Raw genomic sequence first — 22,722 nt, 5'->3', positions numbered from 1 at the left:
ATGGCCGCGCACGAGAACGACACCCCATCCGGCGCCGCGCTCACGCGGCGCGGCTTTCTCACCGTGACGCTGGGCGCCGGCGGCGCGTTGGTGGCCGCATTCCATCTCCCCGCGAAGCAGGCCCTCGCACAGGGCGGCGCCAGGGAGTTTGCGCCCAACGTCTACGTCCGGATCGCGCCGAGCGGTGCGGTCACCTTCGTGAATCCGTTCGTCGAGATGGGGCAGGGCTCCTTCACCGCCATTCCGATGATGCTGGCGGAGGAGATGGACGTCGACCTGTCGTCGGTGACCGTCGAACAGGCGCCGGCCGACGAGAAGCGCTACGGCAACCCCATCCTCGGCCTGCAGGTGACCGGCGCTTCGTGCTCCATCCAGGGCGCATGGAAGGCCGTCCGCGGGGCCGGCGCCACCTGCCGGGCGATGATGGTCGCGGCGGCCGCGCAGGCCTGGAAGGTCAGCCCCGGCGACTGCCGCACGAGCCGCGGCAAGGTCATCCACACGGCCAGCGGCCGCGAACGCAGCTACGGATCGCTGATCGGCCCCGCCGCCGCGCTGCCGGTCCCGACCGACGTGCCCGTGAAGAACCCCAAGGACTACAAGCTGGTCGGCACGCCGGCCAAGCGCACCGACGCGCGCGCCAAGACCGACGGCAGCGCCCGCTTCGGCATCGACATGCGGCTGGCGGGCATGAAGGTCGCCGCCATCCGGCACTGCCCGGTGCTCGGCGGCAAGGTCCGCAAGGTCGACGACGCCAAGGCACTGGCCGTGCGGGGCGTGCGGCAGGTGGTCGCCGGGGACGACATCGTGGCGGTGATCGCGGACCACTACGGCGCGGCCCGCAAGGGCCTGGCGGTGCTGGAGGTCGAATGGGACGAGGGCGCCAACGCCACTTTCTCCACCGCCGCGTGGGAGTCCTCCGTGCGGGGCGCGCTCAAGCAGAAGGGGCTGGTCTCCACCAACGAAGGCGACTTCGCGGCCTTGCGCAGCGGCGCGGCGCGCGTGATCGAGGCGGAGTACGGTGCGCCGACCATGCTGCATGCGCCGCTGGAGCCGATGAACTGCACCATCCATGCGCGCGGCAACGCGTGTGACGTGTGGCTCGGCACCCAGTCCCCGGTCAAGGTCCAGCAGGCCATCCAGCGCGCGACGGGCATCCCGGTGGAGAACGTGCGGGTGCATAACTTCCTCATCGGCGGCGGCTTCGGCCGGCGCCTGGATGCGGAGTACGTCGAGCAGGCCGCGAAGATCGCGAAGCAGGTGCCGTTCCCGTTGAAGGTCATCTACAGCCGCGAGGAGGACATCCGGCACGGCAGCTTCCGGCCGCTCTACTGCGACGAGCTCGCGGCCACGCTGGATGCATCGGGCACCGTCACGGGGTTCAGCCACCGGCTGGCGGGCTCCGCGGTCATCGCCCGCTTCTCGCCGCCCTGGATTCCGGCGAACGGCGTCGATCCCGACGCGGTCGATGCCGCCGAGGGCCCGTTCTCGATTCCCGCCAAGTACGTCGAGTACGTGCCGATCGAGCCGCCCGCGGGCGTCATGACGGCGTTCTGGCGCGGCGTCGGGCCCGGGCACAACGGCTGGGTCATCGACAGCTTCATGGACGAAGTGGCCGTGGCCACGCGCGCCGATCCGGTGGCCTTCCGGGCGGCGCACCTGGGCAGGAATCCGCGCGCGAAGGCCGTGCTCGAACTCGCGGCCGGCAAGGCCGGCTGGGGCCGGTCGCTGCCGCCGCGCACCGGCATGGGGGTTGCCGTCCTCTCGGCTTGGGGCAGCCACATCGCGCTCGTCGTCCAGCTGCGGGTGGCCGAGGACGGCACCGTGGAGGTGCAGCGCATGACCTCCGCCATCGATTGCGGCGTGGTCATCAATCCCGACACCGTGGTCGCGCAGATGGAAGGCGGGCACATCTTCGGACTCACCGCCGCCATGTACGGCACCGTGACCATCGACAAGGGGCAGGTGCAGCAGAGCAACTTCCACAACTACCAGCTGCTGCGCATCGACCAGACCCCCGCGATCGACGTCAGCCTCGTCAGGAGCGGCAACGACCCGGGCGGCGTCGGCGAGATCGGCTGCGCCATCGTGATCCCGGCGTACATCAATGCGCTGCATGCCGCGACCGGCAAGCGTTTCCGCAACTATCCCGTTCCCGTGAAGGAGTTGATGGCATGAGCGTCCTCACGCAGATCGACCGGCGCGGGCTGTCCATCGTCGCGATGGTGCTGTGCGCCTCGGGTGCCTCGGCCCAGAACGTCGTGCCGCTGCGCAGCGTCCAGAGCTTCGATGCGATCGCCAACACCCAGGAGCGCTCGCGCGCGTTGTTCGTCGAGGCCGGGAGGGTGATCCAGAGCCCGCGCTGCCTCAACTGCCACCCGAGCGGCGACCGGCCCTTCCAGGGGCAGGGCACCGAGCTGCGCCTGCACGTGCCCAACGTCACCCGCGGCAAGGACGGGATGGGCGCTCCCGCCTTGCGCTGCAACAGCTGTCACCAGGCCACGAACAACCAGGCCTCCGGCGTGCCCGGCCACGCCTTGTGGCACCTGGCGCCGCGGGAGATGGGGTGGGTGGGCGTGTCGCTCGGCGGCATCTGCGAGCAGATCAAGGACCCGAAGCGCAACGGCAACCGGACGCTGGCGCAGATCCATGAGCACATGACGCACGACCCGCTGGTCGGCTGGGGCTGGATGCCGGGCGCCCACCGCGAGCCGGCGCCGGGGACGCAGGCGGAGTTCGGTGCGCTGATCGATGCCTGGATCAAGACCGGGGCAGCCTGCCCCACCTGACGGTGCTCTTCAGAGTCCTGCCGGCGTCGAGGGCGCATTCGTCGAGGCGAGTCCGCGCCGGACCGCGATCGCCACCGCCTCCGTTCGCGCCCCTGCCCCCACCTTGCTGAGGATCGCCCGCACGTGCGCCTTGACCGTCGCATCCGCGATGCCGAGCGCGATCGAGATGCGCCGGTTGGTGGCGCCCGTGGCCATTGCGCGGAGGACTTCCATCTCGCGCACGGTCAGCGCGTCCCGCATCAGGCAGTCGGCCAGCTTCAGGGCGAGCTCGCCCGACACGTAGCGCGCGCCGGCGTGGACGGTGCGCACCGCGTCGACCAGCTGGGCCGGCTTGCAGCGCTGCAGCAGATAGCCGTGCACCCCGGCTTCCATCGCGATGCGCACGTCCCATTCGCGGTCCAGGTGCGTCAGGACCAGGATGCCGGGCCGGCGCTGTCGGCCGGCCGGGGCGCACGCGAATCGGCCCGCCATCTCCATGGCGGTGGCATGGTCGGCGATCACGACGTCGGTGTCGCACGCCTCACCCGCGCCGGCTTCGCGCGTGCCGGCCACGGCCGCGGCGATGCCGTCGCAACCGTTCAGGATGGCGGCGATGCCGGCGCCGACGACGGCATCCTCGTGGACGATGTCGACATGGATGGGACTGCGGACCGGCATCGTCGTCCTCCTCATGCGCCCAGGTACTGATGCAGCATCGCGACCACCGCGGCGCCCTCGCCGATGGCGCCGCCCACGCGCTTGACGGAGCCGGAGCGCACGTCGCCGACCGCGAACACGCCGGGCACGCTGGTCTCCAGCGCGCGGGGGATGGCCCGGCCCGGCCCGGCGGCGTCTGCGCCTGCCAGGACGAAGCCATGCGCATCCAGGTCGACGCCGCAGCCCTCGAGCCAGTCGGTTTCCGGGTCCGCGCCGATGAAGAGGAACAGGTTGCGGATGTCGCAATCCCAGAGATGCCCGTCGCGCCGGTCGCGCCACCGCGCGCTCGCCAGGGAGCCCGTCGCGTCCGCGCGCAGCTCGTGCAGCTCGGTGTGGGCCAGCACCTCGATGTTGGCCGTGTTGCCAATGCGGTCGATCAGGTAGCGCGACATGGTGGCCGACAGGCCGGGGCCGCGCACCAGCATGTAGACGCGTTCCGCGTGCTGCGCCAGGTACACGGCCGCCTGCCCGGCCGAGTTGCCGCCGCCGACCAGGACCACCTCCGAGTTCGCGCACAGGGCCGCCTCGGTCGCCGAGGCCCAGTACCAGACGCCGCGGCCCTCCATGTCCGCCAATCCGGGCAGGTCGGGCCGGCGGTAGCGCGCTCCGCTGGCAATGACGATGGCGCGCGAGCACAGCCAGCGGCCGTCCCCCAGCTGCACGCGCAGCGCACCGGAAGGGTCGGCGCGCGAGCAGTCCAGCAGCTTCGCTTCCACCGGGATCATCACTTCCGCGCCGAACTTCTGCGCCTGCACCCAGGCCCGGCCCGTCAGCGCCTCGCCGGTGATGCCCGTCGGGAAGCCCAGGTAGTTCTCGATGCGGGTGCTGGCGCCCGCCTGGCCGCCGAAGTGGCGGCTGTCGATGACGGCGACCTTCAGGCCTTCCGACGCCGCATAGACCGCCGCCGCCAGCCCCGCCGGCCCGGCGCCGATGATCAGCGCGTCGAACACCTCGTCGCGCTCGCGCGTGTCGACCATTCCGATCAGGCAGGCCAGCTGCGGCTCGCTCGGGTTGCGCAGCACGGCGCCGTCGGGGAAGATGACCAGCGCGTCGTCCTGCAGGGCGCCGTACTGCTCCATCAGGGCACAGGTGGCCTCGCAGTCGCAGGGCGCCATCACCTGGTGCGGCTGCGCGTTGCGGCGCAGGAAGGCCAGCAGGCGCTGCACCCGGGGTGAGGCCGGGGCGCCCACCACCACCGGGCCGCTCACGCCGGCCTCGATGAGCAGCATGCGCCGCAGGATCAGCGCGCGCATGATGCGTTCGCCCAGTTCGGCCTCGCCGATGATCAGCGCGCGCAGCCGGTCCGTCGGGATGAGCAGGGCGTCCACCGCCTCCATCACCTCCGCATCGGTCAGCGAGGCGGCGTTGCCCAGCTGCCCGACCTCGCCCATGAACTCGCCCGCCCGGTGCTCGACCAGGCGGATGAGCGTGCCCAGCCCGGTGCGCTGGTTCACCACCACGTGGCCCGACAGCAGGACGAAGAGTCCCGGCGACGGTCGGCCGGCCACCTTGAGGAATTCGCCCGGCTCGTAGTGGCGGCGCTCCGAGAAGCGCGCCATGCGCTCGATGTCTTGCGGCGGCAGCGGCGGGGGAAACATCTGCCGGCGGCGTTCGGCCGCGATCAGGTCAGCACGTGGGTTGCTCATGCAGGGCTCCGTCAGCCAGTACCGCGTCGGCCGGGTCCGGCCGGCGCCGACCACACCTTAGCGGCATTGGCCGGCCACGACAGTTAAATGCGGTAAATGGCCGGGCGGCCCGGCGGCCGGCCGGTCGCGCTTCACCACGCGCAACCACGCTTAACCGTGCGCACCCCCCGCATGCCGACGCCGGCGGATATGGTGGTCGCTCGCGTCCACCATCGCCCGCCCGAGGAGCAAGTCATGAAACATGTGCTGTTCATCGCCACCAACACCGCGCGGATCGGCCCGAAGGACCGTCCGACCGGCTTCTTCTTTGCCGAGATCGCGCATCCCTTCGAGGTGTTCGACCATGCAGGCGTTGCCGTCGAGTTTGCCTCGCCGCTGGGAGGCAAGCCGCCCGAGGACGCCTACGACGAGAAGGACCCGGCCCAGAAGGCGTTCAAGGAAAGCAGCGCGTACCGCCGCATGTCCCGCAGCCGCAAGCTCTCGGAAGTGGACGTGCTCGACTACGACGCCATCTTTTTCCCGGGCGGCCTGGGTCCGATGGCCGACATCGCGACCGATGCCGAGGTCAAGAAGGCGGTGGTGCGCGCCTGGAACGGCGGCAAGATCGTCTCGGCCGTGTGCCATGGGCCGGTCGCCTTCTTCGGCGCGAGGCTGGACGACGGCACGCCCTTCGTCCGGGGGCGCCGCCTGACCTCCTTCTCGAACGCGGAAGAGGAGGGCTACGCCAAGGCCGATGTCCCGTTCATGCTGGAGCAGGCCCTGGTCGAGGAAGGGGCGCTCTTCGAATCCGCCGGTCAGTGGCAGCCGAAGGTGGTGGTCGACGGGCGCCTCATGACCGGCCAGAACCCGGCGTCCGGCGGACCGCTTGCGAAGGAGATCGTCGCGGCGCTGGAGAAGGCCGGGGCCTGAGCCGGGGCCTGAGCCGCGGCCGGCGCCGGCGTTCAGTGCACCTGCCCGCGCACCGCCCAGGCCCGTGCCTGGAGCACGATGCGGCCGTCGGGCTGCGTCGGCAGGGCGAGCCGCAGGCGCTCGCGCAGCCGGGCGCGGTCCGGCTCCGCGAGCGACACCGCATAGCCCGGCGCCGAGCCCTGGCCGCCGAGGAAGGGTGTCCAGTAGTCGTCGAAGTCGCGGAAGGGTGTCTCGATGTCGATCGGGTCGACCTTTACGCGATCGAGCCCTGCCGACGCGAACAGAGCCTGCAGCGGCTGCGGCGCGCAGACGGATTCGCGCCGTCCCTCGTCGAAGCGGGCCGCGGCAGGGTCCAGCGCGACGGCCACGTCCCAGAAGTGCCGCATCAACGCCATGCCTTCGGCGTAGTCCCATACATAGGCCGCCACCGTGCCGCCGGGCTGCACTGCGCGCACCATGCCCGCCATGGTGCGCGCGGGATCGGGCAGGAAGTTCAGCAGCAGGCCCGCGACCGCCGCGTCGAAGGGCGAGGGTTCCAGCGGCAGGCCCTGCGCATCGCCGACCAGAAAGGAGGCCCGCGCATCCGCCGTGTGGGCCCGCGCATGGGCGATGAAGCCGGCCGAGGCGTCGATGCCGAGCACCGAGGCCGGCCGCGCCCGCGCCAGCAGGGTCTGCGTGAGCGCGCCGGTGCCGCAGCCGACGTCCAGCCAGCTCAGCCCCGTCGCGAGGCCCAGCCAGTCGATGAAGCGGACCGCGACCCGGCGGCTCCAGCGGCCGACATAGGGTTCGTAGAGATCGCCGGCGCTCCACGTGTCGGTGCGTTGTGTCATGGCGCTCCTCCTCCGCGGCGCGCGCTCCCTTCAGCGGAGGGGCGGCACCACGGCGGAGATGATCACGAATTCCCCCGGAATGCGATAGCCCTGCCCTTGCCGCCAGTCGGAGATCGCCTCGCGGTAGCGTGCCTGCACCCGGGCCCGGACCCCGTCGTCGAAGCGCGACCAGGCCATCGCGACCGGCCCGCCGACGAAGGCGGCGCCGCAGGCCGCGTCGCCATCGGCATAGCAGAGGGTGGTGGCGATGCGCTGCTGCTCGACCCGCGCGAAGCCTGCCTCGGCGCACAGCCGGGCCAGCGTGTCCTGCTGCCCGAGCCGGAAGAACAGCGGGCAGACCTCGCTGCGCACCTCGGCATCGATGATCGGGAACAGGGCGGCCCAGCCGCAGCGCGCGCGCTCGCCCCACACCGCCAGCGCCAGCCGGCCGCCCGGGCGCAGCACGCGCCGCAGCTCGCGCAGGGCTTTTTCCGGATCGGGCACGTACATGAGGCCGAGCGCGCACAGCGCGACGTCGAAGCCGGCCTCGGGCAGGGCGAGCTGCTCGGCATCCATGCGCATGAAGCGCAGTTGCGCGAGGCCGCGCCGCGCGGCACGCGCGCGCGCCGCCTCGACCATGCGCTGCGACAGGTCGGTGCCCAGCACCTGCCCCGCCGGGCCGACCGCCTCGGCCGCCGCCTGCGACACCAGCCCGGTGCCGCAGGCCACGTCGAGCACCTGCTCGCCAGGACGAAGCGCCGCACGGGCCAGCACGGCCTCGTGTGCGGGGGCCAGCTGCGCCTGCCACAGCGGCTCGTAGTCGGAGGCCGCCAGGTCCCAGCCATAGCGCTGGATCCTGCGTTGCAGGCGCGGCTCCATGGCCGGCTCTTTCAGCGGCGGCGGGTGACGACGATCTCGAGGTACTCGCTGGGCACCACCAGCGAATCCGGGCCGGCGCGGTTCAGCTTGTTCAGCAGCTCGCCCAGGTCCTGTTCCAGCACCGTGGCCTTCTCCGGCGGCAGGCTGGCGAAGGCCTTGAGCACCGGCCCGTACCAGGTGCGGAAGATCTCGATGAAATGCGCGGCCGAGCGGTAGCGGAAGTTGAAGATGCGCGGCGTCGCGCGCACCTCGGCCGCATCGCCGAACAGCGAGCGCAGGTGCGCCTCGGTGCCCCACAGCGAGGGCGGCTGCACGCCCGCGGGCGGCGGCACGTGGCGGCCCAGGGTCTTGAAGAGCTGGCCGATGAAGCCCTCGGGCGTCCAGTTGGCCATGCCGATGCGCCCGCCCGGTCGAACGACGCGCAGCATCTCGGCGGCCGATTTCGCATGGTCGGGCGCGAACATCACGCCGAAGGTGGAGAGCACCGCGTCGAAGCCCGCATCGCCGAAGGGCAGGGCCTCGACGTCGGCGACCTGGAACTTCACGTCCAGGCGCTCGGCCTTGGCACGCTCGGCGCCGCGGTCCAGCAGGGCGGCCACGTAGTCGGTGGAGGTGACCTTGCAGCCGCGGCGCGCCGCCGCCAGCGTGGCATTGCCGTTGCCGGCGGCCACGTCGAGCACCGCCTCGTCGCAGCGCAGGTCGCAGGCCTCGGCCAGCTGCTCGCCGACGATCTGGAGGGTGGTGCCGATGATGGCGTAGTCGCCGCTGGACCAGGCCGCCTGCTGGCGGGTCTTGAGGGCGTTCAGGTCGGTGGTGGGGACATTCATGGTGAAAGGCTCCTGGGGATGGGATGGACTCGGAAGGCCGGTCGACACGAGGGCGCCGGGCCTGAGACGGACTGGAACACGCCGGGCCCCCGCGCGTCCTGCCCCTGCGTCGCCGCGGTTTGCCCGATCGTCCGCGTGATGGCATCGGCTGTTCGGCCTAGTTGGCCCGGCGCGGCGAGGCTCCGACAATGGGTCACCCCGGAGAGCCAACGATGAGCATGCAAGACATCGCTGCCGCCCTGCAGCGCGTCGAGACGGTGCTGCAGCGCCGACCCGACCAGGGCCTCCACGACGACGCGCCCGCCACCGCCCGCTGGCAGGGCGGCGTGCGCGTCGAATCCAGCCATGCCAACGGCACCCGCATGCTGACCGACATGCCCTGCGAGCTCGGCGGCACCGGCGACAAGGTCACGCCCGGGTGGATGTTCCGCGCCGGCGTCGCGGCCTGCGCGACCACCTCCATCGCCATGGCGGCGGCGAGCGAGGGCATTGCGCTGGACCTGCTGGAGGCCTCGGTGGGCAGCCGCTCCGACACGCGCGGCCTGGTCGGGCTGCCGGAGGCGGACGGGCAGACCGTCTATGCCGGCCCGCGCGACATGCAGCTGCAGGTGCGCATCGCGGCCGAGGGCGTGGCGCCCGAGCGCCTGCGCGCGCTGGTGGAGGCGGCCGTGCAGCGCTCGCCCATTCCGAATGCGACGCAGCACCCCACCCCGCTCGCGTTGCAGATCGAACTCTCATGAGCATGGACGCCCTGTCCGAGATCCTTCGCGTGGTGCGCCTGGTGGGGGCCATCTTCATCCACGGCCGCTTCAGCGCGCCCTGGTGCTACCAGTCGCCGCCCGCCGAGGTGGCCGCGCCCTTCCTGGAGCCCGGCGCCGAGCGGGTGGTCATCTTCCACCTGATCACCCATGGCGAGTGCTTCGTCGAGATGGCCGGCCAGCCCGCGGTGCGCCTGGTGGCCGGCGACGCGATCGTGTTCCCGCACGGCGATGCCCACCGCATGACCTCCGAGCCCGGCCTGCCGCCGGCCACCGGCGCGCGGCTCGACCAGGTGCTGTCGCGCCGTCCGCGCATGCTGGCCTATGGCGGCGGCGGCGTGACCACGCGGCTGGTCTGCGGCTACCTGGCCTGCGACACAAGGCTGGCGCGCATGCTTCTCACGGGGCTGCCGCGGCTGGTGCGCGTGAACGTGCGCGGCTCGGATGCAGGCATCTGGCTGGAGAGCTCGGTGCGCTATGCCCTGGCCGAGGCGCGCTCGCCGCGCCCCGGCGGCGCGGGCGTGCTGGCCAAGCTGGCCGAGCTGCTGTTCATCGAGGTGCTGCGCCTGTACATGAACGAGCAGGGCGAAGGCCGCACCGGCTGGCTCGCCGGCATGGGCGACCGCATCGTCGGCAGCGCGCTCACCGCGCTGCACGGCAACCCGGCCCAGGCCTGGACCCTGGAAGAGCTGGCGCGCACCGCCGGCACCTCGCGCTCGGTGCTGGCCGAGCGCTTCCAGCAGCTGGTGGGCAGCGCGCCCATGCAGTACCTGACGCAGTGGCGCATGCTGCTCGCGGCCAACCTGCTCAGCCGCAGCAATGCGCCGCTGGCGCGCATCGCCGAGGATGTGGGCTACCAGACCGACACCGCGTTCAGCCGTGCCTTCCGGCGCGAGTACGGCTGCCCGCCTGCGGCGTGGCGGCGCAGCCGCGCGGCACAGCCGGCGGTGCACTGAGAAGGACTCAGTCGGTCCAGACGGCGTGGTCGGCGATCGCGTCGATCACCGGCGCCCAGGTCTGCTTCGGCAGCGCGTGGCCCATGTTCGGGATGGTCACCATCCGCGCACCGGGCACGCTGCGCGCGACGTCCATGCCGCATTCGATCGGCACCAGCGGATCGGCATCGCCGTGGATCACCAGCGTGGGCGTGCGCAGCAGCGACAGCCGCTCCCGCCGGCTGCCCGAGGCGATGATCGCCGCCAGCTGGCGCGCATAGCCCGGCGGGTTCAGCCCGCGCTCGAAGGCACGCTGCGCACGCGCGGCGTCCAGCGCTTCTTCTTCGGGGTCGTCGCCGGCACGCAGGATCTTCATCACCTGCTGCTGGCGCGCGATGTAGCCGTCGCGGTCGGTCGGCGCCGGCGTCATCAACACCTGCAGCGCCTCAGGCCGCGGCGGCGGCAGCCCGGACCCGCCGCTGGTGGCCATGATCGAGACCAGCGTGCGCACGCGCCGCGGATGACGCAATGCGATCTCCTGCGCGATCGCGCCGCCCATCGAGGCGCCGACGATGTGCGCGCTGGCGATGCCCAGCGCATCCAGCAGGCCGACCGCGTCGTCGGCCATGTCGGTCAGCGTGTAGGGCACGCGCGCCGGGTCCGTCGCCACGCCGGCCAGTGCCTGGGCCAGCAGCGCGCCGATGTCGGGAATGCCGGCGGCGGTGAGCCGGGTCGACTGGCCGATGTCGCGGTTGTCGAAGCGGATCACGCGGTAGCCGCGCGCGGCGAGCTGCTCGCAGAAGGCCTCGTCCCACGCGATCATCTGCGTGCCCAGGCCCATGATCAGCAGCAGGGGCTGCGCGTCGGGGTCGCCGAAGCTGTCGTAGGCCAGCTCGATGCCGTTGCTTCTGGCGAACAGGGTGGGCGGTGGATCGCGGTGCATGGTGGCCTGCTGCAGAAGTAAAAAGGCGATCTTTCCGCAGCGCAGGTGCCGCAGGAAGGTTCTTTCCGGCCATGCGGCGGTGACTTCGGGACAATTCGCCGATATCGGGAAAGCCCGGTTCTGGGGCGTATCGGCCTTCGCTATCCTCGCGCCCACTTTCGGTGCCGCACGCTGCGGCGTCGGAACACAGAGCCATACATCGTGTACCGCCCGCCACCCGACTTCGAGCCGCGCGTCTACACGCCACAACGCATCGCGGCCGTCGTCGCCGCGCTGGCCGAGGACGGCATCCCGCCCGGGCAGGCGCTGGCCGGCAGCGGCCTCGACGAGGCCGCGCTGCGCGTGCCGGAGACGCGCGTCTCCTACGCCCAGGTCGCCACCGTGTTCGGCAACGCGCTCGAGCGCGCGCGCGATCCGACGGTGGCGCTGCGCGCTGGCGCGCGGATGCACCTGACCGCCTACGGCATGTGGGGCTACGCGCTGCTGAGCAGCCGCACCTACGCGTCGCTGCTCGAGTTCTCCGTCAAGTACCGCCGCGTCATCGGGCCGATGGCCGACATGGCCTACGACCACGCCCGCGAGCCGGGCCGCTGCAGCTTCGAAGTGCTGCTGTCGCCCGACCCGCGCGACCCGCTCTACCGCTTCGCGCTGGAGTTCACCTATGCGGCGCACCTGACCCTCGCGCGCGACCTGTACGGCGAGGCCTTCGGCTTCACCGGCGTGCGCGCAGCCTGCCCCGCGCCCGCGCATGCGGACGCGTACCGCACGCTGTTCCGCTGCCCGGTGGAGTTCGACCAGCCCGCCAACGAGCTGCGCTGGGATCCCGCGTGGGGCCACTGCGCGCCGCGCATGCAGGATCCGATCACCCACGCCATGGCCTGCGACGCATGCCGGCAGTTCCTTCAGGAGTTGAATCAGTCCGGCGGCATCGCCTCGGCCGTGCGGCGCACGCTGGTCGAGCACATGCCCTGGCGCTTCCCGACCATCGAGTCCATGGCCGGCGAACTGGCGCTGCATCCGCGCACGCTGCGCCGCCGGCTGGAGGTGGAGGGCACGACCTACCGCGACATCCTCGCGGGCGTGCGCCGCGCCCTGGCGATCGAGTACCTGCGCAAGACGCGCATGACCACCGAGGAGATCGCCAGCCGCCTCGGCTACAGCGACGCGGCCAACTTCCGGCACGCCTTTGCGCGCTGGACCGGCAGGAGCCCGCACGACTACCGGTCGCACCGCGGCGCCGGGGCGCTCGCGGCGCCCTGACCGGACGCCGAGGCCAGACGCCGAGGTGACAGCCCGTCCCCAAATCACCCGCAGGGCGGTCTGATCGCACCTGTTCCTGTCTTCCGCGGCACGCAAAGATGCCGCTTCGGTGTCACACATCAACCAAGAAGACGCCCGTATCGGCCACCCGTGGGTGGCCGATACGAGGCCCGCATGGAGACAACATGAATGCATCGCGCAATGCGCCGCCACGGGACGGGTCCGCCCCGCCGTCGCGCGAGCTCCTGCTGCTCGAGGCCCGCGCCATCGCCGAGCTGTCGGCCTTCTTCGCAATGGCGCCGCTGCTGCGCAGCGCACCACGCGGTGATAGCCACCCTGTGCTGGTGCTGCCGGGATTGTCGGCCAGCGATGCCTCGACGCGGCCGCTGCGCGCTTTCCTGCGCGACCGCGGCTATCGCGCGCATGGCTGGAAGCTGGGCCCCAACTTCGGCCCGCGCCCCGGTGTCGAGGAGCGCATGCAGGAACGGCTGGCCGAGCTGCATGCGCGCTACGGGCGCACGGTCAGCCTGATCGGCTGGAGCCTGGGCGGCATCTTCGCCCGCGAGATGGCGCGGCGCGCGCCCTCGCAGGTGCGAGGCGTGATCACGCTGGGCAGCCCCTTCGCCGGCGCGCCGCGCGCCAGCAACGCCTGGCAGCTGTACGAGGCCGTCAGCGGCCGCAGCGTCGAGGACTGGGCGGACCGCGAACGCATGAAGGAGCCGCCGCCGGTGCCGGCGACCGCCATCTTCAGCCGCAGCGACGGCATCGTCGCCTGGCAGGGCTGCCTGGAGCGCCCGGGCCGCGCGGCCGAGAACATCGAGGTCGAGGGCAGCCACTGCGGGCTCGGCCACAACCCGGTGGTGCTGTACGCCATCGCCGACCGGCTGGCCCAGCCCGAGGGCGAATGGCGCCCCTTCGAGCGCAACGGCCTGCGCGGCCTGGTCTATCCCGATCCCTATCGCGACACCGAACTGCGCGCGGCCGCCTGAGCACGCGCCTGCGATCGACAACTTGACGGAGACAACGACCATGAACGAAATGCCGTGGCTGGCTTCCTATCCCGAGGGCGTGAGTTGGGACGCCGAGATCCAACCCGCGCCGGTGCAGCAGATCCTGGGCGATGCCGTCGCCCGCTTCCCCGACCGGCCGGCCATCGATTTCATGGGCAAGCGCCTGACCTACCGCGAGCTGGGCGACCTGGCCGACCGCGCGGCCAAGGGCCTGCAGGCACTGGGCGTCGGGCCGGGCGTGCACGTCGGCCTGTTCCTGCCCAACACGCCGCATTACCTGATCGCCGTCTTCGGCGTGCTCCAGGCGGGCGGCACGGTGGTCAACTACTCGCCGCTCGATGCCGCCAAGGTGCTCGAGCACAAGATCGAAGACAGCCAGACCGACGTGCTGATCACCCTCGACGTGGCGAGCCTGTATCCGCAGATGGCTGCCATGCTCGGCAAGACACGCCTGAAGAAGCTCGTCGTCGGCACTGTGGCCGAGATGACCGGTGCACCCGATGCGGTGGCCGCGCAGATGAAGGCCAGGCAGGAAACCGTCGACGTTCCGTCCGGCGGCGACCATGTGCGCTTCGCCGAACTGCTCGACAACGACGGGCAGTACGTGCGCCATCCGATCGGCGACCCGCGGGAGGCTCTCGCGGTGCTGCAGTACACGGGCGGCACGACCGGCTTGCCCAAGGGCGCGATGCTCACGCATGCCAACCTCTCCTCGGCCTGCGAGCAGGTGGTGATCACGCAGTTCGGCACGCCGCCCGTGCTGACGATGGGGCAGGAGCGCCTGCTCGCCGTGCTGCCGCCCTTCCACATCTATGCGCTGACGGTCAACCTGCTGCTGGGCGTGCGCCTGGCCGCCGAGATCGTGCAGCACGTGCGCTTCGACCCCAAGGCCGCGCTGCGCGACATCTCGGAAAAGAAGCTCACCGTCTTCTGCGGCGTGCCCACCATGTTCGCCGCCGTCGTCTGCGACCCGGAGGCGCCCCAATACGACCTGCGTTCGCTCAAGCTGTGCAACTCGGGCGGCGCGCCGCTGCCGCTGGAGATCGCCGAGCGCTTCAAGGCCGTGACCGGCACCTGGCTGGCCGAGGGCTGGGGCATGACCGAGACCTCGCCCACCGGCACCTTCTCGCTGGCATACGGCAAGCGCAAGCAGGGTTCGTGCGGCATCCCGCATCCCGGCGTCACCATCCGGATGCTCGACCTGGAGAACCCGGACCGCTACCTGCCGCTGGGCGAGAAGGGCGAGATGTGCATCCGGGGGCCGAACGTGATGCGGGGCTACTGGAAGAAGCCCGAGGCCACCGCGGAGAGCACCACTTTCGACGGCTTCTTCCGCACGGGCGACGTGGGCTACATGGACGAGGACGGCTTCATCTTCATCGTCGACCGCTGCAAGGACATGCTGCTGTGCAGCGGCTACAACGTGTACCCCCGCGTGCTGGAGGAGGCCATCTACCAGCATCCCGCGGTAGCCGAGGTGTGCGTGATCGGCATCCCCGATGCGTACCGCGGCCAGTCGCCCAAGGCCTTCCTCACGCTCAAGCCCGGGGCCGAGGCCTTCACGCTGGAGGCGCTGCAGGCCTTCCTCAAGGACCGGCTGGGCAAGCACGAGATGGTGCAGGCACTGGAGATCCGTGCCGAGCTGCCGAAGACGGCGGTGGGCAAGCTGTCGAAGAAGGACCTGGTCGACGAGGAGGCGCGCAAGCGCGCCGCCGCGCAGGCCTGAGCCCGCCACCTTTCCTCCATTCTTTTCCACGAAGGCCATCACCATGGACCACCTGAGCAGCCTGGACGCCTCGTTCCTGCACTTCGAGACGCCCGAGACGCCGATGCACGTCGGCAGCCTGATGCTGCTGGAGCTCCCGAAGGGCTACCAGGGCGACTACTACGAGGACGTGAAGGCGATGATCGGCAAGCGGGTGCACCTGGCGACGGTGCTCACGCGCAAGCTGGCGCCGATGCCCTTCGAGCTGGCCGAGCCGGTGTGGATCGAGGACGACGACATCGACCTGGACTACCACGTGCGCAGCCTCACGCTGCGCCGCCCCGGCACGATGGCGCAGCTGCACCAGCTGATCGGGCGCCTGCACTCGAGCCTGCTGGACCGCAGCCGCCCGCTGTGGGAGATGTACGTGATCGAGGGGCTGGAGGACGGCGGGATCGCCTTCTACACCAAGGCCCACCACAGCGGCGTGGACGGCAAGGCCGGCACCGAGCTGGCCAAGGTGCTGTATGACGTCTCGCCGCAGGTGCGCGAGGTGCCACCGCCGCGGCGCAGGCCGGGTGCGGTCGGCTACCAGCTCGGGGTGGCCGAGCTGCTGCAGGCGGCGGTGGCCAATTCGGCGCGCCAGTACCGGAAGCTCGCCGAACTGCTGCCCACCGCGGCGCGCGCGCTCACCGCCGCCGGCAGCGTGCTGGCCGGGCAGCGCAAGGGCAGCGGCGAGCGGGCGCTGAACCTCGGCCTCGCACCCAAGACGATGTTCAACGACTCGATCACCAACCAGCGCTCGTACAGCACGATGTCGCTGCCTTTCGACGAGATGAAGGCGCTGGGCAGGCGCGTCGGCGGCACCGTCAACACCATCGTGATGGCGATGTGCAGCGGCGCGCTGCGCCGCTTCATGAAGGAGCGCAACCTCTTGCCCAAGGCGGCCCTGATCGCCGGCGTGCCGGTGAGCCTGCGCGCCGAGGGCGACGACGCGATGAACAACCAGGTCTCGATGGTGCGGGTGGACCTGGCCACCGACATCGACGATCCGGCCGAGCGCTTCAAGGCGATCCATGCTTCGTCCGAGGCGGCCAAGGCGGTGGTGCGCGAGTTGCGGCCGGTGCTCGGCGTGGACCTGCCGGTCACCGGCTCGCCCTGGCTGATGACCAGCCTGGCCTCGCTGTACGGCCGCTCGCAGTTGGCGCGCCGGCTGCCGCCGGTGGCCAATGTGCTGATCTCCAACGTGCCGGGCCCGGCGATGCCGCTGTACGTGTGCGGCGCGCGGATGACGCACTTCTACCCGGTGTCGATCCCCTACCACGGCAACGCGCTGAACATCACGGTGCAGAGCTACGCGGGCTCGCTGGACTTCGGCCTCACCGCCTGCCGGCGCATCCTGTCGCAGGAGGAGTCGTACGAGCTGATAGGCCACCTGCGCGCCGCGCTCGAGGAGATCCGGCAGCTGCCGGGCGTCGGCGATGCGGCCGCCGAATCGCCGCAACCGGCGCCGGCCGCTGCGCCGGTCCAGGCCCCGGCCGCGAAGACCCCACGCAGGAAGGCGCGCCCCGCCGAGCCCGCGCCTGCCGCCCGGACGCGCGCACCGGCACGTCGTCCGGCCGCCGCGGCGAAGCGCGCCAGCGCGTCCGCCCGGCGCGCCTGAAGCCCGTACCCCCAGAAGGAGACAAGACCCATGAACCCTGCCCAGGCCCGCTACACCGCCGAAGACGAGGCGCTGTTCTCCAAGGTCAGCTGGCACCTGCTGCCGCTCTTGATCATCTGCTACATCGTCGCCTTCATCGACCGCATCAACATCGGCTTCGCGCAGCTGCAGATGAAGCAGACGCTGGCCTTCAGCAACGAGGCCTATGCCCTGGGCGCGGGCATCTTCTTCATCGGCTACTTCCTGTTCGAGGTGCCGAGCAACCTGATGCTGGAGAAGATCGGCGCGCGCAAGACGCTGCTGCGCATCATGTTCTGCTGGGGTCTGGTGGCCTCGGCGATGATGTTCGTGCAGACGACGACGCAGTTCTATGTGCTGCGCTTCCTGCTCGGCGCCTTCGAGGCCGGCTTCTTCCCCGGCATCATCCTGTACCTCACCTACTGGTATCCGTCGGCGCGGCGCTGCAAGGTCATCTCGATCTTCATGACGGCCACCGCGATCGGCTACCTGCTCGCCGGCCCGCTCTCGGGCGCGATCATGAAGTACATGGACGGCCTGGGCGGCCACCACGGCTGGCAGTGGCTGTTCGTGGTGCAGGGGCTGCCGGCCTCCGTGCTGGGCATCGTTGCCTTCCTTTACCTGAAGGACAAGCCCGAGCAGGCGAACTGGCTCTCGCCGGCCGAGAAGGCGGCGCTGCGTGACCACATCGACAACGACGCCCACGCCGTCGAGACCGCGTCGCACGGCTCCTTCTGGGCGCTGCTGCGCGACCCGAAGGTGTTCACGATGGCCTTCGTGTACTTCCTGTTCCTGGGCGCCAACTACACGCTGGTGTTCTTCATGCCGACGCTGATCAAGAGCTGGGGAATCGCCGACGTGTTCACGATCGGGCTGCTGTCCGCCATTCCCGCGGTGGTCGGCGCCATCGGCATGGTGTTCGTGGGACGCAGTTCGGACCGGCACCTGGAGCGCCGCAAGCACTTCTTCTTCTGCGTTGCGCTCGCCGCGGTGGGCCTGCTGTTCGCGGTCTTCGCCAAGGGCAACATGGTGCTGGGGCTCGCGGGGCTGGCCATCATGGCCATCGGCCAGTCGGCCAACACGCCGATCTTCTTCGCCGCCATCAGCGAGTACCTGCCGAGGAAATCGGCCGCCGGCGGTATCGCCCTGATCAGCAGCCTGGGCAACCTGGGGCCGGCGATCACGCCGCTGCTCACCAGCTGGGTCACCAGCAGCAGCGGTAACTCGGACAACAGCATGTACCTGACCATGGCGCTGTGGCTGCTGTCCGGCATCATCCTCATGGGCGTCATCCGGCCGGCGACCGTGGGCAGCCCGCGGCTGGCGGCAGCCTGACGGCCCGATCTACCATCACCATTCCGTTCACCTCCAGGAGACATCACATGGCGACTGACAAGAAGGCGGCCGACACCTCGGCATTCATCCCTGCGGGCATGCCGTCGCTGGAAGACCTCGGCAAGCTGATCGAGCAATACAAGCTGCCCGGTGTCGACGTCGGTGCGCTGATGGAATGGCAGCGCAAGGACATGGAGGCGCTGGCCGAGGCCAACCGGCAGGCCTACGAAGGCATCCAGGCGCTGGCGCAGCGCCGCGGCGAGATCCTGCGCGACACGCTGGCGCAATGGCAGCAGGCGCTCGGCAGCGTGGCCAGCCCGGACGCGATGTCGAAGCAGTCCGAGGCGGCCCAGCGCGGGATCGAGCAGGCGATGGCCAACTTCCGCGAACTGGCCGAGATGGAAGCGCAGACGCGCAACAACGCCTGGAAGGTGGTGCAGGACCGGCTGCAGGAGAACATGGCGAACCTGCAGAAGCTGCTGCAGCCGAAGTAGGCTAGCCGGCGCCGCGCAGCGTCGCCACCAGCGCGCCCGCGTCGGACGGCAGGCGGTCGCCGCGCCAGGCCACGTGCTGGTCGGCCCGGCACAGCACCAGGCGGTGCCGGTAGGCGCGCGGCAGGTCTGGCGCTTCCACGTCGAGCACCACGAGCGGCATGCGGACCGCGCGCGCGGCGTTCTCCAGCGCGGCCGTGTCGACGCGGCGGTCGAAGCGCAGCAGCGTGTAGCCGGGCCCGAAGGCGTCGTAGAGCGAGCGCCCGTCCGGCAGCCACAGGTGCGGCGCGCGGCAGCCCGGCACGGTAGAGGGCGTGAAGCCGCCCATGGTGTAGGGCGGTGGCGCCTCCTCGTCCGGGGGGATGATCGGCGAGCCTGTGTAGTAGTAGCCGAAGTTCAGGCCGGCGCAGCAGAACTGCTGCACGTTGAGCTCGTAGGCCTCGTGGCCGACCTCGGCGCGCAGCGCCTCGCCCTCGGGGCCCGGGGCCTCGATGTCCGGCGGCACGGCGCGGCGCGCGCGGATCATCTTCTGCGCATGGTCCATCGCAAAGTGCGAGACCTGCTCGGTGATGGGCTGCCGCTCGGCCTCGTAGGCGTCGAGGATGCGTTCGCCGGCCCAGCCCTGCACGCAGGCCGAGAGCAGCCAGCCCAGGTTGACCGCATCGGCGATGCCGGCGTTCATGCCGTAGCCCGCGTAGGGCACCCACAGGTGCGCCGCGTCGCCGGCGATGAAGACGCGGCGGTCGCGGAAGCGGTCGGCCACCAGGCGGCGGCCCACCCAGTCTTCCTTGCTGATCACCTCGTAGCGGAAGTCGTCGCCCACGCCGAGGATCTCGCGGATCGAGCGGTCGCGGTCCACCGAATCGAATTCCGGCTCCTCGGCGTTCAGGTGGTTGTGCACCAGCCAGGTCTCGTGGCCGTCGATCGCGAACATCGTGCCGCAGCGGCGCGGATTCACCGAGTAGTAGGACCAGGCGGGCTTGCCCGGGATCAGGGCGCGCAGCCCGGGGGCGCGGATGTAGGTGGACTGCACGCGCTGGATCACGGCGGTGCCTTCCAGCGTCGCACCCATGCGCTTGCGCACGCCGGAGGCGCCGCCGTCGCAGCCCACCAGGTAGCGGCAGCGGATGCGGCGTGCTTCGCCGCCGTCGAGGGGGACGGCGTTGGCGCTGACGCCCTTCGCGTCCTGCTCGAAGTCCGTCACCTGCGTGCGGTTGAGCAGCCGGATGTTCGGCTGCGCCGCCGCGTGCTCGAGCAGGATCGGCTCCAGGAACAGCTGGTTGATGCGGTGCGGCGGCTCCGGCGTCGGCCACCAGGCGTCGGGGCCCTCGGTCTCGGTGTAGCGGTCGCGCCGGCAGGGGATCGGGATGCGCGTGAGCTCGATGCCGGTCACGCTGGTGCGGAACACCACATCGTTCGGATGGTCGGCCGGCAGGCCCGCATCGCGCAGCTGCTGCGCCACGCCCAGACGCCGGAACACCTCCATGCTGCGCGCCGACACGTGGTTGCACTTGACGTTGGGCGGCTCGGCGTAGCGGCGCGTCTCGGCCACCAGCACCTGCACGCCGCGCGAGGCCAGGTCCATGGCCAGCGTCAGGCCGACAGGGCCGGCGCCCACCACCAGGACGTCTGCGTTCAATTCCTCGTTCATGTCATTCCAATTTGATGTTGGCGGTCTTGATGACTTGCGACCATTTCTTGGTTTCGCTCCGGATGTAGTCCTCGAAGGCCTGGGGCGTGCCGGGGGCAGGCTCCACGCCCAGGTTGCGCATGGCCGCCTGGATGTGCTCGTCGCGCAGCGCGGCCGTGATCTCGGCGTTGAGGCGCGTGACGATCGGCGCCGGCGTGTCGGCCGGCGCCACCACGCCGAACCAGCCGACCGCGTCGTAGCCGGGCAGGCCGGCCTCGGCCACGGTGGGCACCTCGGGCAGCATGGGCAGGCGCTGCGGGCTGGTGACGGCGAAGGCGGTCAGCTTGCCGGCCTTGATCTGCTGTAGCGAAGAAGGCAGGTCCACCACCGCCAGCGGCACCTGGCCAGCCATCGTGTCCACCGCCGCCGGGCCGGAGCCGCGGTAGGGCACCTCCACCAGCTTCAGCTGCGCCATCTGGGCGAAGAGCGCGGATGACAGGTGCATGGCCGTGCCGTTGCCGCCATGGCCGATCGAAAGCTTGCCCGGCTGCGCGCGGGCCATGGCGATGAGCTGCGGCAATGTCCTGGCCTCCAGCGAGGGGTGGCCCACGATCACGAAGGGGATGGCGGCCAGCATGCCCACCGGCCTGAAGTCCTTGATCGGATCGAAGGGCATCTGCGCATAGAGGCTGCTGTTGGCCGACAGCGCGCCGGCCGCGCCGACGCCCAGCGTGTAGCCGTCGCCCGGCGACCTGGCCACCGCCTGCAGCCCCACGTTGCCGCCGGCGCCGGGGCGGTTGTCCACCACCACCGGCTGGCCCAGCTTCTCGCCCAGCCGCGGCACCAGCATGCGCACCACCGCGTCGGCGCTGCCGCCCGGTGGGAAGGTCACGATCATGCGGATCGGCTTGGCGGGAAAGGGGTCAGGTGCCTGGGCCGACACGAGCCCGGGGGCGGTGAGCAAGCCGGTGGCGGCCAGAAGGCCCAGGGCACGGGCGAATGTCTTCATCGATGTTCCTCGTGATGTCTCCTGGAACGGATTGGACGGCAGCGCCATTCATTCGTAAATCAATAAATTCCGAACGAAATATGATCTGACCTGATGAATCCGCTTCCGAAGTTCAGCCCCACCATCCGGCAGCTGCGCGCCTTCCTTGCCGTCTACCAACTGCGCAAGCTCAGCGCGGCGGCGGAGAAGCTGTACGTCACGCAGTCGGCGGTGAGCATGCTGATCCGCCAGCTCGAGGAGGGCCTGGGCACGCGCCTGTTCGACCGCACCACCCGCTCGCTGCAGCCCACCGCCGCGGCCAACGAGATGCTGCCGGCGGCCGAGCGCATCCTGCGCGACGTCGATTCGCTGTCGGCCGATTTCCGCGAGCTGTCGCAGCTGCAGCGCGGGCGCGTCTGCCTGGCGATCACGCCCACGCTCGCCTCCTTCCTCATGCCGGCTGCGATCCGCCGCTTCGGCGAGGCCCATCCGCAGGTGCGGGTGGTGGTGGACGACTGCGCGCCCGACCAGTTCGTCTCGCGCATCATCGGCGAGCACGTGGACTTCGGCATCGGCACGCCCGAGCGCCCGGGTGCCGAGGTGGACACGCAGACCCTGATGCGCGACCACCTGAGCCTGGTGTGCGCGCGCGGCCATGCGCTGGCAGCCAGCGCGAAGCCGGTGCGCTGGCCCGAACTGGCTGGGCAACCGCTGATCACGGTGCGGCCGGGCTACGGCATCCGGCCGCTGATCGACGCGACGGCCGCGCAGGCCGGGGTGGTGCTCAACGTGGTCAACGAGGTGTCTTTCCTGTCCACCGCGCTGTGGATGACGGCCAGCGGCATGGGGCCCTCGATCATGCCCTCGGCCTTCGCGCGCGCTTCGGGCGATGCCTCGCTGGTGGTGCGCAGCCTGGCGGCGCCGCGCGTGTCGCGCGATATCTTCGTGGTCACCAAGCGCGGGCGTTCGCTGTCGGCGGCGAGCCGCAGCTTCATCGAAACGCTGCGGCGGGCGCTGAAGGAAGGGTGAGCTAGTGCCTTGACGGCCCTGGCTTCAGGCCGGCTGGTAGTGCTGCAGGATGCGCTGTGCCACCCGCTTGGAATGGCGGCACAGGGCGTCGACGGCGTAGGCGCCGACGAACAGTCCGTCGACGTTGAGCTCCACGCTCGAGAAGTAGTTGCCCAGGGAGGCGCCCGCGTCGAACAGGCAGTGGGCGAGCGAGTCGAAGGTGCCGCTGTCGCCCGCCTCCTCCGCACCGGCGACGAAGGCGCTGATGCGGTAGGTGAAGGCGTTCGGTCCGACGCGTTGGATTTCGACCAGGGGCTTCATGTCGACGATGAAAGGGGCAGCGAGCGTGAAATTGTTGGTGCAGCGATGGTCGCCGCAGGGCCTTCCTACGTAAATAGTCCATTTGGACCGACCGCGCGGTGGGCC

Annotated in this window: 21 protein-coding genes; 12 read left to right on the top strand and 9 right to left on the bottom strand. The window is 70.8% G+C overall.

Annotation, left to right across the window (positions count from 1 at the left end):
• Together A8M77_RS10285 and A8M77_RS10280 are read left to right on the top strand one after the other, a co-directional pair.
• Positions 1 to 2,175, top strand: coding sequence for a xanthine dehydrogenase family protein molybdopterin-binding subunit (locus A8M77_RS10285; protein WP_086921460.1), 2,175 nt, complete (start codon positions 1 to 3; stop codon positions 2,173 to 2,175).
• Complete coding sequence (locus A8M77_RS10280; RefSeq protein WP_143694575.1) at positions 2,172 to 2,786, top strand: Isoquinoline 1-oxidoreductase subunit; 615 nt, start codon at positions 2,172 to 2,174, stop codon at positions 2,784 to 2,786. The genes A8M77_RS10285 and A8M77_RS10280 overlap by 4 nt, the downstream gene beginning before the upstream one ends.
• Before the next feature lie 9 nt (positions 2,787 to 2,795).
• Here A8M77_RS10280 and A8M77_RS10275 read toward each other — a convergent pair whose 3' ends face one another.
• Together A8M77_RS10275 and A8M77_RS10270 are read right to left on the bottom strand one after the other, a co-directional pair.
• A complete protein-coding gene (locus A8M77_RS10275) occupies positions 2,796 to 3,443 on the bottom strand; it encodes a response regulator transcription factor (RefSeq protein WP_086921459.1) in 648 nt (215 codons plus the stop codon).
• An 11-nt stretch (positions 3,444 to 3,454) separates the two neighbouring features.
• Positions 3,455 to 5,128 (bottom strand): FAD-dependent oxidoreductase, encoded by a 1,674-nt coding sequence (locus A8M77_RS10270; RefSeq protein ID WP_086921458.1) that lies wholly within the window; start codon positions 5,126 to 5,128, stop codon positions 3,455 to 3,457.
• A 234-nt stretch (positions 5,129 to 5,362) separates the two neighbouring features.
• On the opposite strand from A8M77_RS10270, the gene A8M77_RS10265 reads away from it, so the two are divergent.
• Positions 5,363 to 6,037 (top strand): type 1 glutamine amidotransferase domain-containing protein, encoded by a 675-nt coding sequence (locus tag A8M77_RS10265; RefSeq protein WP_202820620.1) that lies wholly within the window; start codon positions 5,363 to 5,365, stop codon positions 6,035 to 6,037.
• A 32-nt stretch (positions 6,038 to 6,069) separates the two neighbouring features.
• Here A8M77_RS10265 and A8M77_RS10260 read toward each other — a convergent pair whose 3' ends face one another.
• From A8M77_RS10260 to A8M77_RS10250, 3 genes are read right to left on the bottom strand one after another with little or no spacing between them, the layout of a single operon-like run.
• Positions 6,070 to 6,867, bottom strand: coding sequence for a class I SAM-dependent methyltransferase (locus A8M77_RS10260; RefSeq protein ID WP_086921456.1), 798 nt, complete (start codon positions 6,865 to 6,867; stop codon positions 6,070 to 6,072).
• A 30-nt stretch (positions 6,868 to 6,897) separates the two neighbouring features.
• Positions 6,898 to 7,725 carry a class I SAM-dependent methyltransferase gene (locus A8M77_RS10255; protein ID WP_086921455.1) on the bottom strand — a complete coding sequence of 276 codons (828 nt, stop codon included), beginning with the start codon at positions 7,723 to 7,725 and terminating at the stop codon, positions 6,898 to 6,900.
• A gap of 11 nt (positions 7,726 to 7,736) precedes the next feature.
• Positions 7,737 to 8,552 (bottom strand): class I SAM-dependent methyltransferase, encoded by an 816-nt coding sequence (locus tag A8M77_RS10250; protein WP_086921454.1) that lies wholly within the window; start codon positions 8,550 to 8,552, stop codon positions 7,737 to 7,739.
• A 212-nt stretch (positions 8,553 to 8,764) separates the two neighbouring features.
• On the opposite strand from A8M77_RS10250, the gene A8M77_RS10245 reads away from it, so the two are divergent.
• Positions 8,765 to 9,292 (top strand): OsmC family protein, encoded by a 528-nt coding sequence (locus A8M77_RS10245; protein ID WP_086921453.1) that lies wholly within the window; start codon positions 8,765 to 8,767, stop codon positions 9,290 to 9,292.
• Positions 9,289 to 10,266: an AraC family transcriptional regulator gene (locus A8M77_RS10240; protein WP_202820619.1), complete on the top strand. Its 978-nt coding sequence runs from the start codon at positions 9,289 to 9,291 to the stop codon at positions 10,264 to 10,266. The genes A8M77_RS10245 and A8M77_RS10240 overlap by 4 nt, the downstream gene beginning before the upstream one ends.
• Positions 10,267 to 10,273: 7 nt before the next feature.
• Here A8M77_RS10240 and A8M77_RS10235 read toward each other — a convergent pair whose 3' ends face one another.
• Positions 10,274 to 11,188, bottom strand: a complete 915-nt coding sequence (locus tag A8M77_RS10235; protein WP_086921451.1) for an alpha/beta fold hydrolase — start codon at positions 11,186 to 11,188, stop codon at positions 10,274 to 10,276.
• A 201-nt stretch (positions 11,189 to 11,389) separates the two neighbouring features.
• Here A8M77_RS10235 and A8M77_RS10230 point away from each other — a divergent pair, with 201 nt between their 5' ends.
• The 6 genes from A8M77_RS10230 to phaP all read left to right on the top strand — a co-directional run bounded on the left by A8M77_RS10230 (position 11,390) and on the right by phaP (position 18,673).
• Positions 11,390 to 12,448 (top strand): AraC family transcriptional regulator, encoded by a 1,059-nt coding sequence (locus A8M77_RS10230; protein WP_202820618.1) that lies wholly within the window; start codon positions 11,390 to 11,392, stop codon positions 12,446 to 12,448.
• Positions 12,449 to 12,633: 185 nt separating this feature from the next.
• Entirely contained in the window at positions 12,634 to 13,437 is an 804-nt protein-coding gene (locus A8M77_RS10225; protein ID WP_086921450.1) for an esterase/lipase family protein, read from the top strand.
• Positions 13,438 to 13,477: 40 nt separating this feature from the next.
• The gene (locus A8M77_RS10220; protein ID WP_086921449.1) at positions 13,478 to 15,184 is read left to right on the top strand and encodes a long-chain-fatty-acid--CoA ligase; all 1,707 of its coding nucleotides are present in this window, start codon (positions 13,478 to 13,480) and stop codon (positions 15,182 to 15,184) included.
• Positions 15,185 to 15,227: 43 nt separating this feature from the next.
• Positions 15,228 to 16,826, top strand: a complete 1,599-nt coding sequence (locus tag A8M77_RS10215) for a WS/DGAT/MGAT family O-acyltransferase (RefSeq protein ID WP_086921448.1) — start codon at positions 15,228 to 15,230, stop codon at positions 16,824 to 16,826.
• Between the two features lie 30 nt (positions 16,827 to 16,856).
• A complete protein-coding gene (locus A8M77_RS10210) occupies positions 16,857 to 18,179 on the top strand; it encodes an MFS transporter (RefSeq protein WP_086921447.1) in 1,323 nt (440 codons plus the stop codon).
• A gap of 47 nt (positions 18,180 to 18,226) precedes the next feature.
• Entirely contained in the window at positions 18,227 to 18,673 is a 447-nt protein-coding gene (phaP, locus tag A8M77_RS10205) for a phasin family protein (RefSeq protein ID WP_202820617.1), read from the top strand.
• A 1-nt stretch (position 18,674) separates the two neighbouring features.
• On the opposite strand, the gene A8M77_RS10200 is transcribed toward phaP, so the two are convergent.
• Positions 18,675 to 20,321, bottom strand: a complete 1,647-nt coding sequence (locus A8M77_RS10200) for an FAD-dependent oxidoreductase (RefSeq protein ID WP_086921446.1) — start codon at positions 20,319 to 20,321, stop codon at positions 18,675 to 18,677.
• A 1-nt stretch (position 20,322) separates the two neighbouring features.
• Positions 20,323 to 21,309, bottom strand: coding sequence for a Bug family tripartite tricarboxylate transporter substrate binding protein (locus A8M77_RS10195; RefSeq protein WP_086921445.1), 987 nt, complete (start codon positions 21,307 to 21,309; stop codon positions 20,323 to 20,325).
• A 93-nt stretch (positions 21,310 to 21,402) separates the two neighbouring features.
• On the opposite strand from A8M77_RS10195, the gene A8M77_RS10190 reads away from it, so the two are divergent.
• Positions 21,403 to 22,317, top strand: a complete 915-nt coding sequence (locus A8M77_RS10190) for a LysR family transcriptional regulator (protein WP_086921444.1) — start codon at positions 21,403 to 21,405, stop codon at positions 22,315 to 22,317.
• Between the two features lie 24 nt (positions 22,318 to 22,341).
• Here the strand turns inward: A8M77_RS10190 and A8M77_RS10185 are convergent, their stop codons facing one another.
• Positions 22,342 to 22,617 carry a hypothetical protein gene (locus tag A8M77_RS10185; RefSeq protein ID WP_086921443.1) on the bottom strand — a complete coding sequence of 92 codons (276 nt, stop codon included), beginning with the start codon at positions 22,615 to 22,617 and terminating at the stop codon, positions 22,342 to 22,344.
• Positions 22,618 to 22,722: the final 105 nt, after the last annotated feature.

It is taken from the genome of Variovorax sp. JS1663, from assembly GCF_002157355.1.
GTDB lineage: Bacteria > Pseudomonadota > Gammaproteobacteria > Burkholderiales > Burkholderiaceae_C > Variovorax.
Note: the sequence above shows the minus strand (reverse complement) of the source record. Positions and strands in the feature narration are given on the sequence as shown.

Coding starts and splice junctions, on each gene's coding strand:
- A8M77_RS10285 (WP_086921460.1), top strand. CDS start 1: ATGGCCGCGCACGAGAACGACACCCCATCCGGCGCCGCGCTCACGCGG.
- A8M77_RS10280 (WP_143694575.1), top strand. CDS start 2,172: ATGAGCGTCCTCACGCAGATCGACCGGCGCGGGCTGTCCATCGTCGCG.
- A8M77_RS10275 (WP_086921459.1), bottom strand. CDS start 3,443: ATGCCGGTCCGCAGTCCCATCCATGTCGACATCGTCCACGAGGATGCC.
- A8M77_RS10270 (WP_086921458.1), bottom strand. CDS start 5,128: ATGAGCAACCCACGTGCTGACCTGATCGCGGCCGAACGCCGCCGGCAG.
- A8M77_RS10265 (WP_202820620.1), top strand. CDS start 5,363: ATGAAACATGTGCTGTTCATCGCCACCAACACCGCGCGGATCGGCCCG.
- A8M77_RS10260 (WP_086921456.1), bottom strand. CDS start 6,867: ATGACACAACGCACCGACACGTGGAGCGCCGGCGATCTCTACGAACCC.
- A8M77_RS10255 (WP_086921455.1), bottom strand. CDS start 7,725: ATGGAGCCGCGCCTGCAACGCAGGATCCAGCGCTATGGCTGGGACCTG.
- A8M77_RS10250 (WP_086921454.1), bottom strand. CDS start 8,552: ATGAATGTCCCCACCACCGACCTGAACGCCCTCAAGACCCGCCAGCAG.
- A8M77_RS10245 (WP_086921453.1), top strand. CDS start 8,765: ATGAGCATGCAAGACATCGCTGCCGCCCTGCAGCGCGTCGAGACGGTG.
- A8M77_RS10240 (WP_202820619.1), top strand. CDS start 9,289: ATGAGCATGGACGCCCTGTCCGAGATCCTTCGCGTGGTGCGCCTGGTG.
- A8M77_RS10235 (WP_086921451.1), bottom strand. CDS start 11,188: ATGCACCGCGATCCACCGCCCACCCTGTTCGCCAGAAGCAACGGCATC.
- A8M77_RS10225 (WP_086921450.1), top strand. CDS start 12,634: ATGAATGCATCGCGCAATGCGCCGCCACGGGACGGGTCCGCCCCGCCG.
- A8M77_RS10220 (WP_086921449.1), top strand. CDS start 13,478: ATGAACGAAATGCCGTGGCTGGCTTCCTATCCCGAGGGCGTGAGTTGG.
- A8M77_RS10215 (WP_086921448.1), top strand. CDS start 15,228: ATGGACCACCTGAGCAGCCTGGACGCCTCGTTCCTGCACTTCGAGACG.
- A8M77_RS10210 (WP_086921447.1), top strand. CDS start 16,857: ATGAACCCTGCCCAGGCCCGCTACACCGCCGAAGACGAGGCGCTGTTC.
- phaP (WP_202820617.1), top strand. CDS start 18,227: ATGGCGACTGACAAGAAGGCGGCCGACACCTCGGCATTCATCCCTGCG.
- A8M77_RS10200 (WP_086921446.1), bottom strand. CDS start 20,321: ATGAACGAGGAATTGAACGCAGACGTCCTGGTGGTGGGCGCCGGCCCT.
- A8M77_RS10195 (WP_086921445.1), bottom strand. CDS start 21,309: ATGAAGACATTCGCCCGTGCCCTGGGCCTTCTGGCCGCCACCGGCTTG.
- A8M77_RS10190 (WP_086921444.1), top strand. CDS start 21,403: ATGAATCCGCTTCCGAAGTTCAGCCCCACCATCCGGCAGCTGCGCGCC.
- A8M77_RS10185 (WP_086921443.1), bottom strand. CDS start 22,617: ATGAAGCCCCTGGTCGAAATCCAACGCGTCGGACCGAACGCCTTCACC.